The sequence below is a fragment of the Streptomyces sp. NPDC085944 genome, assembly GCF_040686295.1.
Taxonomy (GTDB): Bacteria; Actinomycetota; Actinomycetes; order Streptomycetales; family Streptomycetaceae; genus Streptomyces; species Streptomyces salinarius.
This window is the reverse complement of the sequence record NZ_JBFBJX010000006.1, coordinates 414,965-427,198: the sequence shown is the minus strand read 5'-3', so window position 1 is coordinate 427,198 and position 12,234 is coordinate 414,965. Positions and strand designations below refer to the sequence as shown.

The 12,234-nt window shown below is 71.2% G+C and carries 11 protein-coding genes and 2 pseudogenes; 8 read left to right on the top strand and 5 right to left on the bottom strand.

Features of this window, described 5'->3' with window-relative positions; all coding sequences use genetic code 11:
• Nucleotides 1–30 precede the first annotated feature (30 nt).
• The 5 genes and pseudogenes from AB0P07_RS15200 to AB0P07_RS15180 all read right to left on the bottom strand — a co-directional run bounded on the left by AB0P07_RS15200 (nt 31) and on the right by AB0P07_RS15180 (nt 4,495).
• Nucleotides 31–452 (bottom strand): annotated as a pseudogene (locus AB0P07_RS15200) (Chromate resistance protein ChrB).
• A 95-nt stretch (nt 453–547) separates the two neighbouring features.
• A complete protein-coding gene (locus AB0P07_RS15195) occupies nt 548–2,050 on the bottom strand; it encodes a hypothetical protein (RefSeq protein WP_365550199.1) in 1,503 nt (500 codons plus the stop codon).
• A gap of 8 nt (nt 2,051–2,058) precedes the next feature.
• Nucleotides 2,059–2,937: a phosphatase PAP2 family protein gene (locus AB0P07_RS15190; RefSeq protein WP_365550196.1), complete on the bottom strand. Its 879-nt coding sequence runs from the start codon at nt 2,935–2,937 to the stop codon at nt 2,059–2,061.
• Complete coding sequence (locus tag AB0P07_RS15185; protein ID WP_365550345.1) at nt 2,934–3,803, bottom strand: VTC domain-containing protein; 870 nt, start codon at nt 3,801–3,803, stop codon at nt 2,934–2,936. The genes AB0P07_RS15190 and AB0P07_RS15185 overlap by 4 nt, the downstream gene beginning before the upstream one ends.
• A 2-nt stretch (nt 3,804–3,805) precedes the next feature.
• Nucleotides 3,806–4,495, bottom strand: coding sequence for a DUF4956 domain-containing protein (locus tag AB0P07_RS15180; RefSeq protein WP_365550193.1), 690 nt, complete (start codon nt 4,493–4,495; stop codon nt 3,806–3,808).
• 173 nt (nt 4,496–4,668) lie between these two features.
• Here AB0P07_RS15180 and AB0P07_RS15175 point away from each other — a divergent pair, with 173 nt between their 5' ends.
• From AB0P07_RS15175 to AB0P07_RS15140, 8 genes and pseudogenes are all read left to right on the top strand, one after another.
• The gene (locus AB0P07_RS15175; RefSeq protein WP_365550191.1) at nt 4,669–5,340 is read left to right on the top strand and encodes a response regulator transcription factor; all 672 of its coding nucleotides are present in this window, start codon (nt 4,669–4,671) and stop codon (nt 5,338–5,340) included.
• Nucleotides 5,337–6,734, top strand: coding sequence for an ATP-binding protein (locus AB0P07_RS15170; protein ID WP_365550188.1), 1,398 nt, complete (start codon nt 5,337–5,339; stop codon nt 6,732–6,734). Before AB0P07_RS15175 ends, AB0P07_RS15170 begins: the two co-directional genes overlap by 4 nt.
• Before the next feature lie 706 nt (nt 6,735–7,440).
• Nucleotides 7,441–7,932, top strand: a pseudogene (locus AB0P07_RS15165) (glycosyltransferase); the annotation flags it as partial.
• Nucleotides 7,933–8,038: 106 nt separating this feature from the next.
• On the top strand, nt 8,039–8,785 hold the full coding sequence (locus tag AB0P07_RS15160) for a DUF317 domain-containing protein (RefSeq protein ID WP_365550186.1): 747 nt from the start codon (nt 8,039–8,041) through the stop codon (nt 8,783–8,785).
• A gap of 52 nt (nt 8,786–8,837) precedes the next feature.
• Nucleotides 8,838–10,019, top strand: coding sequence for a hypothetical protein (locus AB0P07_RS15155; protein ID WP_365550183.1), 1,182 nt, complete (start codon nt 8,838–8,840; stop codon nt 10,017–10,019).
• 70 nt (nt 10,020–10,089) lie between these two features.
• Nucleotides 10,090–10,491 (top strand): hypothetical protein, encoded by a 402-nt coding sequence (locus AB0P07_RS15150; RefSeq protein WP_365550180.1) that lies wholly within the window; start codon nt 10,090–10,092, stop codon nt 10,489–10,491.
• Complete coding sequence (locus AB0P07_RS15145; protein WP_365550178.1) at nt 10,488–10,838, top strand: hypothetical protein; 351 nt, start codon at nt 10,488–10,490, stop codon at nt 10,836–10,838. The genes AB0P07_RS15150 and AB0P07_RS15145 overlap by 4 nt, the downstream gene beginning before the upstream one ends.
• A gap of 69 nt (nt 10,839–10,907) precedes the next feature.
• Nucleotides 10,908–12,164 (top strand): MFS transporter, encoded by a 1,257-nt coding sequence (locus tag AB0P07_RS15140; RefSeq protein ID WP_365550176.1) that lies wholly within the window; start codon nt 10,908–10,910, stop codon nt 12,162–12,164.
• The last annotated feature ends 70 nt before the right edge of the window (nt 12,165–12,234 follow it).

The following is a 12,234-nucleotide window of genomic DNA, read 5'->3' as shown; positions in this document are numbered from 1 at the left end:
CCGGCACCGGCTTGGTCGGCTGCGGGGCCATCAGTTGTCCTCCTGGGTCTCGTGCAGGGCGCGGAAGACCCGTTCCGTGTAGTCCTCGCAGGCGGTCGTGCACTGCGCCAGCCGTTTGCCGGCCTCGGCGGCCTGCGGGGCGCCGAACACGTCCCGCGCCGTCAGGTCGCGGTGCCAGCGCCGCAGCCGCTCCAGCGACTGTTCCTCTTCCTCCAGCTCGGCCAGGGTGAATTTGGCGGTGCGGATCTCTTTGGCCAGCTCGTCCTCGAACTTGCCGCAGTCGGCCAGGAATTCGGCCCAGTCCGCCTGCCCACGGCCTCGCCCCCGGCCCGCTCGGTCAGCTCGATCGCGCGCCGCACGCCGTCGGCGAAGAGCGGCACATCCGGCACGGCCCAGATCCCCTGGCCCAGCGAGAGCGCACCGACCTTGCGCAATTCCCGCCATACGGCCACGCGATGGCGGGACGGCTCGGCGGCCAGCTTGATCACCAGTACCAGCCAGCGCACCCTGCGTTCTGCATTCGTCACATCAATGAATGTATCAAGCGTTACATCGGCGTCGTTGGCGTGTGGGGTGGGAGGTAGACGCGGTAGCCGTGGTGGACGCGCAGGCCATCGAGCTGGTGGGACGTCCAGTGGCGGGCATACGCGGGGGGTTTGTGGTGGGGCCGGACGAGGAGGGCAACCGGTTCGTGCCGGGCGGCGGCGAGGATCTTTGAGACGGTCGTGTTCTGGTTGTGTCCGGTGATCTGCCCGGAGGCGCACCGTGTCTGGTATGCGACGGGGGTGGCAAGGCGGCCGGTGACCAGGCAGGGCGGCCGTACTCCGTACGTCCGCAGATCGGCGGCGATGCGGGCGTATTCGCCGGTGCCGTCGGCGGCGGCGTGCACGGCGCGGGTCAGGACCACGTGCTGGGTCACCAGCTGAATCGCGATGAGCGCGGTGACCAGGGCGATGGCGGCGGGCCGCAGCCGGGGTCGTACGGAGCGGGCGGAGGTGGCCAGGGCGTCTGCGACGGGGAGGGACAGCAGCGCGTAGGCGGGCAGCAGGAAGCGGGGTGCCGCGTAGTCGATGAGCAGCAGATACGGGACTGCCACGGATGCGCCACACAGGGCGGGCAGCAGGGCGGTGGCCAGTCGTCGGGCGCGCGCGGCCGCCAGAACGCCGCCCGCGACGAGGACCGGCGTCACGAACCACCAGATCGCGCTCGTCCGGTGCCGCCAGGGCACCGTGCAGGGCCGGCACAGTTCCGGGCCGCCTGCCAGGGTGCGCAGCTGGTCGCCGAACGCGAGATGCCAGCCGATCCCGCCCTCGATGGCGCTGGAACGGTGCAGCCGCGCGACCACCCCGCCATAGGACAGGTACGCCTCGACGATCCACTGCGCGCCGCCCAGCGCGAGCCCGCAGACCAGGACGGTGAGCAGCATGGGGCGCCGCCATCGGCGTACGAGGAGACTGGCGGCCGCCATCGGCAGGGACAGCCATACCGCATCGGAGGGCCGCAGCAGCGCGGCGGCCGCGAGGGCCAGGCACAGTCCGCCGAGTGCCCGCCGGTCGTCGCGGTCCCCGGCTGCCCGCAGGAAGCAGCCGACCGCGGCGAGTCCACTGAGGGCGGTCCAGAGGTTCGGCATCGCCTGCGGGCCGTACAGCTGGGTCACCCACAGCCCGCAGAAGAGCACCCCGGCCAGAGCAAGCACGGACATCCGCAGCAGCGGCCGCCATGCCCGCAGGGCGAGGAAGAGCCCGGTGGCGGACAAGGCGGCGAGATATATCCGAAGTGCGAGCGTGGACGAGGTGAGGAGGGTCAGCGGTGCGAGCAGCACCAGCACACCGCGGGCGCGTGGCGCGCTGAAGAACGCGGAAGGGATGTGCGGGGTGACCTGGCTGGCATACACCGACTCGTCCCAGCCCAGGTGCAGCCCGGGCACCACGAAGAGCAGTTGGGCCAGGGCGAAGGCGACCGCGACGGCCGCCAGTGGCAGGGGGCTGCCGGCCGCGTCTCCCGCCCGGGTGGGGCGGGGCCGCGGCCGGACCGACACGGCGGAGGCCACTGCCGCGGCTACTTGCCCGCGCCGGCCGGGGATGCGGCGTTGGCGAAGTAGTCGCCGACCAGGTCACCGACCAGGGTGCCGGCGGTGATGTCACTGGGCACGTGGCCGGCCATGTAGATGCGGGAGTAGACGATCTGGGCGGCCATCGCCCGGTAGTCCTCGGCGCGGTGCGGGGCCCAGCCGCTGAGGAGGGTGACGGCGGCCGCGGCCTTGGCGGCGTGCCGCGAAGGGTAGGAGTAGGGGCCCTTCTGCCCGGCGGTGACGTGCTTGTCGGGGCGCAGCGACGGGTCGAGGACGTAGGGGGCGGGCTGCTGGTAGCGGGCCGCCAGCTTCTCGGTGATCGCCTTGGCCAGCTTCAGCGCGCTCTTCAGTTCGCTTTTCTCCGCAGCTCCCTGTTCCTGGGGGAGTAGTTCGCGTTGGTCGTGCGCGTAGAGCTTCCAGATGTCGCCCTTGCCGTGGACTTCGAGCCAGGTCGCGGCCTTCTTCCCGGCAGCCGTACGGGTCTTGGCGAGCTGCTGCACCTGGTGCAGTTCGGCGGTGCGGGCGGCCTTTGCAGGCGGAGCGGGGACCTGCTCGACGACCCAGGCGGTGAAGGCTTTGTCGTCCCGCGTGGAGCCGTGCACGGCCTTCCACTTGGCGAACAGAGCATCCGCGGTGTGCTTCTGCGCCGTCTGCTGCTTGGCGAGGGCGGCCACGTCGGCGTCGGCGAAGAGCAGGGGCGGGGGGTCGTTCTTGATCAGTTCGGTTGCGCCGGGCTTCTTCTTCGCCGCGGTGGTGGCGGCGGCCGGGGTGGTGGCGGTGGTGTGAAGCAGGCCGAAGACAGCGGCGAGGGCTGCGAGGGCGGCGACCACGGCGTACTGCCACTTCACTTGGCGCAGACGGTTCATGCGGGGGTGTTCCTTTCGGTGCGGGCGTCCGATGTCTCGGTGGGCGGGCCCGTGCGGAAGCGGGTGCGGGCGAGGTGTCGGACGTTGTTGTCGGGCAGCCCCTCGACGAGCAGTGCGAGACCGACGATGTACTTGCTGATGGACACCGGCCGTGCGCCCAGGCCGAGCAGGCAGCGGTCGGCGGGGGCGGGCCGGGCCGTGCCCTTGGTCTCGACCAGGACGTAGCCGGGATCCAGTTCGGCGGTCCGGCCGTCGCGGTGGCATGCGAGCCGGCCGTCCAGGGTGAGGCGGGTGCCGGCTTGGAGGTCGGCGAGGGCGGCCCGGTGGTAGCAGACTTCGCCGGCCGGGGCGAGATCGGCGGCGGTGACGTCTATCCCGCTGCCGTAAAGCACGGCCTCGACGAAGGCGGCGGCCTCGGTGCCCCTCTCCAGGCGGGCGTAGGCATCCGCGTCGACCGTGTGGGCGTGCTTGACGGTGGCGCCGCGGCCGTCCTTCGTCTTGACCTCCATCCGGCACAACCGGTCCTCGGCATACAGCCGGGTACGCACCTTCCACCGACGGCGGCGCCCCTGGTTGTGGGCGCGCCAGGCGGCCAGGTGAGAGGTGTCGAAGTAGGTGCTGCGGTACTCGGTGGTGCGGCGGCCGCGGATGTCGAGGACGTGGTGGGTGCCGGCCAGGTCCTTCACCAGCTGGGCCGCCGATGAGGCCGGTATCAGGTACTTGCGGTCCACCCGGTGCTGGAGTGCGGCCGCGGCGTCGACCTCGGCGAGCGAGGCCGCCCTCAGCTCGTGCAGTGGCAGCAGGTCCGCGAACCGGGCAGGGGTGCCGGGGGCCGCCACTGCGTGCACGGGCACGGCTGGCGTCATGGTCACAGCGACTTCCCCCCACCCGCCGCGTCGGCCACGACCGGCGAGGAGTCCTCCGTGTCCCGCTGCCCGGGGATGAAGACCCGCGTACTCTCCTGCACGGCGTACCGGACGGATACGCGGGTGGTCTCCCGTACGTAGTCGATCTCGTCGGTCTCGACGGCGAGGGGTTCGCTGCCGAGCCTGGCCGTCAGATCGGTGTGCAGGTCGGCGGTATCACGGTAGACGCGGTCGAGGGTGATCTTCATGGTGCGGGTGGGCTGGTAGGAGGCCGGGTCATCGACCAGCAGCACCGTGACGAGCAGGAGGACGTCGATGCCGATGATCATCCAGGTCTCGCGCTGCGGCAGCCCATTGCTCAGCGCCATCACCAGCGCGATGAAGGCGTAGGCGACGTCCCTGACCGTGAAGGCGGCGCTGCGCAGCCGGACCAGGGAGAGGATGCCGAACAGCCCGAATCCGACGCCGGCCGGGAACTTGCCGGCGCTGATCGCGGTCATCGCGGCGAACAGCCCGAGATTGAGCGCGGTCAGCGCGAGCGGCATCTCCGGTACGCTGCGCCGGCGCCGGTACAGCCAGCCCACCAGCACCAGCAGCGCCAGCACGTCCAGGCCGGCGCGCGCGGTCAGGTCTCCCACCGTCAGCGCAGATGCGAGCGACTTGGCGGCAAGCAGCGATATAGAGGAGTGCATGATCTGGTCTCCGTTCCGGGCGGCGGCCGCCGCCCGTGGCGGTCAGGGGCCGGCTACTGCCGTAAGGCGACGCACGCTAGGGAAGTCGCATTAACAGACCATGAAGGCTTGTCGGCGCCCAGAGGCACCAGAGCCCGTCCGGCGAGTCGCACCCGGCGCGTTACGCTTCCGCCGTGCACTTCCTGGTTGTCGAGGACGAGGTCCGGCTGGCCGGCCTGATCGTCCAATACCTGCGCGAGTCCGGGCATACCGCCGAGGCTCGGCATGACGGGCCGAGCGGGCTCGACGCGGCCCGCGATGCGCGGGTGGACGCCGTTGTCATGGACGTGATGCTGCCCGGCATGAACGGTGTGGAGGTGTGCCGCACCTTGCGCCGGGAGGCCAACGACGTCCCACTGGTGTTGCTGACCGCCCGCAGCGCGATCAAGGAACGTGTCGAGGGACTGGACGCCGGCGCCGACGACTACCTGGCCAAACCCTTCGCCCTGGAGGAGCTGAGTGCACGGCTGCGCGCAGTCTCCCGCCGTCGACCCGCCCTCGGCAGCCGTCTTGAGGTCGGTGACCTGGTTCTCGATCCCGACGAGCAGCGCGCCTGGCGGGCCGGCGTCGAACTGGACCTGTCCCGGCGTGAGTTCGCCGTCCTCGAGGTGCTCATGGAGAACGCCGGCTGGGTAGTCAGCCGGACCCGGCTGTTGGAGGAGGTATGGGACGGCGAGGCGGACCTGCGCAGCAACTCCGTCGACGTCCACATCTCCAAGCTCCGCGCGAAGATCGACAAGCCCTTCGGCCGCAACAGCATCACCACCCTGCGCGGTACCGGCTACCGCCTGGAGACCCGGCCATGACACCGCAGGAGGGTGCGGCCGAGACCGTACCCCGCCCGCGCGGCCTGCGGCGGTGGCAGCGCCTGCCCGTCGTGGTGCGGCTGGTCCTCTCCGTCGCCACCGCCATGGCCCTCGTCCTGGGCGGGGCGACCGGCCTGGTGTACTGGCGCGTTGAGCACGCCTTGGATGAGCAGCTCGACGCGGACCTGGCGACGTACTTCCACCAGCTGCGAGGCGACCTGCTCGCCGGCCGGAAGCTAGGCGGCCCGGACGGCAGCGCCTACCAGGTCCTGGACGCTCAGGGGCGGATCCTCCAGGCCAGCGACCTCGTACGCTCCCAGCGGCTGCTCACCACCGCCGACATCGCCTCCGCCGCCCGCGGCGCCACCGTCCACCGCGACATCGGAGGGCTGGCGACACTGGATCCGCATACGCTGCGGCTGAGGGCGCAGCGGGTCCGGCTGCCCGACCGCACGGTGATCGCCGTCGCGGCACTGCGCCGCGGCCACCGTGACGAGGCCCTGCGGGAGCTGCTCGCTCAGCTCGGTATCGCCGCGGGCCTCACCCTGCTCGCCGCCTCCTACGTCGGCTACCGCACCGTCCGCGCCGCACTGGATCCGGTGGAACGCTACCGCCGCCGGGCCGCGAGCCTGGCCGACGGCACCTCCGGCCTGCGGCTGCCCGTTCCCGACGACCGCGACGACGAACTCACCCGGCTCGGACACACCCTGAACGAAATGCTCGAGCGCCTCGAAGCGGCCGCCGAACGCGAGCGGCGCTTCCTCGCGGACGCCAGCCACGAACTGCGCACCCCCCTCTCCCTGCTGCGCGCCGAACTCGACGTCGCCCTGCACCAGCCGCGCCCCGCCGCCGAACTCACCGCAACCATCCGCTCGGTGGACACTGAGGTCCAGCGGCTCATCGATCTGACCAACGCGCTGCTGGACCTGGAGCAGCTCGGTGGCACCGAACACCTCACCCGCTCTCCTGTGGACCTGCCCGAACTGGTCGCCTCCGCCGTCAACCCTCATCGCGCGGCCGCCGCACGTGAGGGCCGCACCCTCCACGTCGACGCCGTGCCCAGCGCTGTCAACGTGGATGCCGGGTGGATCCGCCCGGCCATCGGCAACCTCGTCGACAACGCCCTGCGTCACAGCCGCGGGGACGTGCGCGTCACCGCGACCATCCACGAGGGGAACCTGCGTCTGACCGTCACCGACGAGGGACCCGGCTTCCCCGCCGAGTTCCTGCCCAAAGCCTTCGACCGCTTCGCACGCGCCGAAGCCAGCCGCACCAGCCCCGGCTCGGGGCTCGGCCTCGCCTTCGTCGCCGCGGTCGCCGCCTCCCACGGCGGTGCCGCACACGCCGACAACACCGGACACGGCGCCACAGTCACCCTCGACATCCCCTGCTGACCGGGACCTCCCCCAAGACCTCGCCCAAACCTGTCACAGAGGGGACACGGCCTCCGAGCAGGGGCCATGCCTGCCAAGCGACCGCAACATAGCCGACGATCGCCGGTTTGGGTAACCGGGGATCGTAGCGACCATTGAAGCTCACCCCACCCCCCGAGCTTCCCGCGGAGAACATGGAAAACAACATCATCCTCGCGGCCCCGGAACCAGGGCCCGCTACCACCAGTGACCACCGCTCAGAGCCTGGTGGACGAAACCACTCATGATCACCAAGCACGCGCGCTGCTCATCGGACGCGGATTCCGGTGTTTCCGCAGGAGCCAGTACTCGTGCACTCGCGCCCCCTACAGCGCAAGAGCTGTCGGCGTAACTACTTGCCGCCCAAGGCGACTTCAAGGGCGCGCCATCCGCCATGGTCAGCGCGCCCGTACGCCGACAGTCGAACCAACTCCCACTGCCCCAACAAATGGAGACCCACATCCCGCACGAATGCGCCACTCCGACAGACCTCCGAGATCGTCTCGCCGACGGCCGTCTGCGGACCGCGATCTCTCGCGGTCGCACCCATCCGTGCATGACGTCCGCCACAATTCCAGGGGTAGCTGGCCTCCAGAAAGCGACACAATGGTCCACCTGGCACACGAGCAGGAACGGACGACCGGCCCGTCGTTAAGCGACACGACCTGTGTGGGACACGGGGTTTGCCGCGACTAACGATGACGAGTTCACCGATGAGGCGATGGACGTGCGGCTGCGTGTCCTGGAGGAGTCCGGGGTGGGCTGGTGCGCCGGATACAGCCAGGACCTCCACCCCGATGGGACCGCGACCCTGTGGCGGCCCCCGACGCCGCCGGGTCGGCACGAGGCCGGGGACGTGTGGCGGTACTGGCGGGACCCGGCTGACACCATCCCGCTCGGCCCGACCACCCTTCTGGCCCGCACCGATCTGGTGCGTGCGGCCCCCATGGGCGGCCTGGTCCAGGGCGAGGATTACTGCGCGCTCGCCGTGACCTGCCTGTCCCCGGGCGTCGTGCTGCCCGTGCCGGTCTACCGCTACCGCAAGCATCCGGGGCAGATGACAGCGCAGGACGGCTACGACGAACTGGAGTCGCGGGCGAGATCGTTCGCTCACCGTTTCGGCGTCAGTCTGCGCACCGCGTGCCTGCCGCGGCGCGACTGCGATCCGGCCGCCGCGTAGCCGGGACGGCCCGCCTATCCCCATACGCCCCTCACCGAAAGCACCTATGCCTGATATCCCGGCCCAGGACCGTCCCCGGGAGAAGATCCTTATCTCTCCCCGTTACTTGGCCGCCAGTCTCCCCGCCACCCACCGCGAATTCCTGGACGTGTTCGCCGAGGAGGCAGGGTGGGATGCGCACACCGACAACTCCTCGTTCACCGCCACCAGCCCCTGTCGGCGCGTCACCATCCGCCACGAGCAGAAGAGCGTGGGACGAGGCGCCCACCTTGTGGTCTCGGCTCGCAGTGACGAGGACGCCGCCGAGCGTTGGCGGACCAGCGTCAGCGGCGCCGCGCCGATCGAATTCGTCTCCACGCTCGTCGGCACTCTGGCGGCCGAGCTGGCCGCCGATCCGGATCACGTCGTCTACGGAATCGGCGTCGAACCCGGCCCGTTCGAGCTGTTGGTCGACGTCGACGCCTGGAACCCGTTCGACGCCTCCGGGCTGTCCGGCTTCATCTCGCGTGATGGGCAGGCCGCTGTGATCGGCCGGCCACCGGACTCATCAGCTCCTGCGATCCATGGCGACGCATCCATCGCCTGGCACGTGGCCGCCTCCCCGGACGACCTCGGTCACCTGTGGGACATCTCGTTCACGCAGCAGGCGCCCGACTTCCTCATGCACGCGGTCGTCACCAAGACGCTCGATCCGCGGCCCATTCTGCGCACCACGGCCTTCCCGTTCCCCAACGCCGTCCTTCCTCTGGTGACCATCGAGCACGTTCCGACGCCGCAATCCCCTTCTGCGCGCCCCTCATCCGCCGAACCCGCGCGCGGCCACCCGTTCAAGCGCTCGCCGAAGTCCCGCTGAGCCACGTCCGTTCGGACGAGTTCGCTCGCAGGATCGACCCACCAGGACCCTGATGACACCCCCCTCAACCGAGATCGCCCTCAGCACCAGCGCCACCCTTGGCCTCGTTGCGATCGCCGTCGGCGAGAACTACCAGAAGGCCAACCAGGCCATCGAAGCCGCCGGTCTCACCCGCCAGCCCGGCGGGGCCTACGCGGTCCCGCTCACCGACCCGAAGGCCGCCCGGCGTGCCGCCAGCGCCCTGGCAGCCCACGCCTACGAACACGGGATCGCCCTCGTCACCAGCACCCGCCGCTACCTCGGCGACGTCGGGACCGAGATCGCCGCCCAGCTACCGGGCAACTGGAGCGCCCAGCTGGAGATTTACAGCCTTCCGCTGTGGCAGGACGACCTCTGGTGCCAGCTCTGGGAAGCCGGGGAGATTCACGCCGCTCTGCAGAACCACAACGTGCCCTTCGCCTCCGTCCTCAGGGACGGCCAGGGCACCGAGCTGCTGCTGGTGGAGAGGCCCGGTCAGTCCAGCGGCTACCTTCTCGGCGCGCTCACCGACCACGAGAAGGAAGACGTTCTCGAGGATCCGACCACGCCGAGCACCATGGTGCTGCCTGCCGAACCCGACCGGGCAGCCGCCCTCATCGCCGGCACCTTCCTGCCCCTTTACCGAAACGCCGTGCACCATCGGGACCTGAACACTGTTCTGGCGGCGCTGGAGCGTATCCGGGGCGAGCACCGGAGGCTTCAGGGGATGAAGGAGTCCGGCCACTACGCCGATGGCGTGCCGCTGACCGGACGGATCACAGACGCCCTGGAGCGTTCCTTCACCGACCTCGCCTGGATCCAGTTCCGCACCGTGGCCGACCTAGCTCCTGATCTGATCGCCCGATGCGACCCCGGGTCCAGCCCCTGGCCAGGTGACCAGGCCGCAGTCGTCCGGCTGCGCAGCGCCCTCGCCGACAGCGAAGCGGCCATGCGCGAGTACACCACCCTCAACGACGATCTGCATCAGCTTCGTCGACTGCTGCAGACCCACGAGTACCACCATGTGCGGGCCGAGTTCGGCCTGTCCGCGCGGCCGGCCATCGAGACGTGGCTCGCCGACAGCGCGGCGTTCGAGCGACAGGTCCGCGCGGCCAAACCGGCCGGGCCGACTGCTCTGGCCTCCTCCAGCCAGCGTGCCCTCACCTCCCGCCCCGTGCCGCCCCCGGCCGCGCCGGCGCCGACGGTGCACCGCTGACCGCTCACGAGAGAAGGATTCGCCACTGTCTGACCACTTCCGCATCGGCGCCCACCCCGACCACGGCTTCGTGGCCGCCGTCACCGCGAACATCCCCGCACACCTCGCGGACTGGTTCCTCGTCCGCGAACAGTTCGAGCCCGTCCCCGAGACCCCGGGCCTATACCGGCTCACCAACCCCGAGCAGGACGGCATCCGCCGCACCCGCCAGGCCGTCCACGACCTGCGCCGCCACGGCTACGAGGTCCACGCCGACTACAGCCTCGACCCCGGCCGCAGCGCCTCACCGCCCCGGCCGGCCGTACGCAACGGGCTGATGGAGCGCCGCAACCGCATCGCGCAGGCCGCCTCCACCCGCTCCCCGCAACACCGCGGCGCCCCGACCACCACCCTCCCCGAGTACCTGCCCCAGCCCGGCGCCGTGCCCATCGGCGGCCAAGCCCAGAGGGCCGCGAAGGGGCGGAGCCGATGAGCGAGATACCGATCCGCATCACCCGCGGCCAGGGCGGCGAAGTCGACGTCGAGGGCCCGGTCGACCACTTCGCCGCGAGCGTCCTTAAGCGCGCCGGATTCGACACCTACCCGCAGCTGCGCGGCGTCTGGATCCGGCTGCCGTTCGACCTGGGCCGCACCTGGGAGAACGAGCACGCCACGTGGGCCGCCGAGATGCTCGCCGCCGCCCGCTACAGCGTCGACCTCGACCCCGACTTGCGCGCCGTCCCGCCCGCCGCGTCCGCGCCATCGGCGCCCCGCCGCACGAAGACCGCCATGACCGCACAACCCGCACCCGCCGGCACGCCGCGGCGGCAACGGCGCTGACCTGCCGTCTCCACACGAAGGCCCCACGCCTCTCGTCCCCGCCAGACGATCACCGAAAGCACCTCCGCTTTGAACTCCCGTACCAGCCGCCCGCAGGACCGCCCCACTTCCCGGCCGTTGCTTGCCGAGCGGCACGTCGCCCGGCTGTTGCTGGGCACGCTGATCGGCCGCCTGCCCAACGGCATGGTCCCCGTCGCGATCCTCCTGCTGATCGCGGAACAGGGTGGATCGCTCACGACCGGGGGACTGCTGTGTGCGCTGTACGGACTCGCGAGCGCCATCGGGCAGCCGGCCCTGGGGCGCATGGTTGACCGGCGCGGCCAGACCGTTGTCACCACGGCAGCCGTCCTGGCGACCACGGTCTGCCTCCTGCTGCTGGCGTACGCCGACGCCGACGCCGCCCCGGGGCTCGCGGCCGGATTGGTCGTCCTGGCAGGGCTGAGCACGCCGCCGTTGGAGGCGAATCTGCGCGCCCTGTGGGCCGCGGTGCTGCCGGATCCGGAGCGGCGCCGGGCCGCCCTCGCGCTCGACACAGGAGCCCAGGGTCTGATCTACGTCGCCGGACCTCCGCTGGTCGCCACGCTGTCCACCCTCCAGGGGCCCGGCGCCGCCATGACGGTCACCGCGGTACTCGGGCTGCTCGGGGCGAGCGCGGTGCTCAGCGCCGCGCCCTCCCGGCAGTGGCATCCCGAAGGTGGACGTGCGGGCGGGTTCCTCGGGCCCCTGCAGCACGGCGGGCTGCGGTTGCTGTTCCTCGCCGTCTGCGGCGTCGGCTTCGCGCTGGGAGCGATGAACGTGTGGGCCGTGGCCATGGCCGAACGGCACGGCATGGCCCTGCTGTCCGGGGTGATCCCCGCCGCGCTGTCCGTCGGCAGCCTCGTCGGCGGCGTCCTGTACGGCCGGCGCAACTGGCCCGGCCCTCTACATAGTCAACTCCGCACCTGGGCAGTGCTGTTCGCTCTCGCGTGGGCGCCGCTCTGCGTGGGCCCCGGGCCGCACTCCGCGATCATGCTCACGGCGCTGCCGGGCCTCTTCCTCACCGCGCTGATCACCAGCGCGTTCCTGACGGTGGATGCGCTCGCGCCCGCCGGCACCCGCACCGAGGCATACGCCTGGCTGATCGCCGCGGTGGGCACCGGTCAGGCCGCGGGCACCGCGCTCGCGGGCGTGCTCTCCGCGCATCCGTACGCCGCAGCGCTCCCGGCCGGCGGAGCCTTCGCCTGCCTAGCGGTGTTGCTTGGCGCCCGCCGCCGTCTGGCCGTCCCCGGCCCTGCCCGCCGCCGGGGCAGGCATCGGCGCACGTCAGCCCATGGCGCGCGGTCCTGAGCCACCACGCTCCATCCGCCCAGACCTGCCCGTATCCCTCACCACCTATAGGAGATCCGCCTTGCCCGAC

Bases quoted from the DNA above. Each gene is read 5' to 3' on its own strand.
- AB0P07_RS15190 (WP_365550196.1), bottom strand. From the start codon at position 2,937: ATGAACCGTCTGCGCCAAGTGAAGTGGCAGTACGCCGTGGTCGCCGCC.
- AB0P07_RS15185 (WP_365550345.1), bottom strand. From the start codon at position 3,803: ATGACGCCAGCCGTGCCCGTGCACGCAGTGGCGGCCCCCGGCACCCCT.
- AB0P07_RS15180 (WP_365550193.1), bottom strand. From the start codon at position 4,495: ATGCACTCCTCTATATCGCTGCTTGCCGCCAAGTCGCTCGCATCTGCG.
- AB0P07_RS15170 (WP_365550188.1), top strand. From the start codon at position 5,337: ATGACACCGCAGGAGGGTGCGGCCGAGACCGTACCCCGCCCGCGCGGC.
- AB0P07_RS15155 (WP_365550183.1), top strand. From the start codon at position 8,838: ATGACACCCCCCTCAACCGAGATCGCCCTCAGCACCAGCGCCACCCTT.
- AB0P07_RS15145 (WP_365550178.1), top strand. From the start codon at position 10,488: ATGAGCGAGATACCGATCCGCATCACCCGCGGCCAGGGCGGCGAAGTC.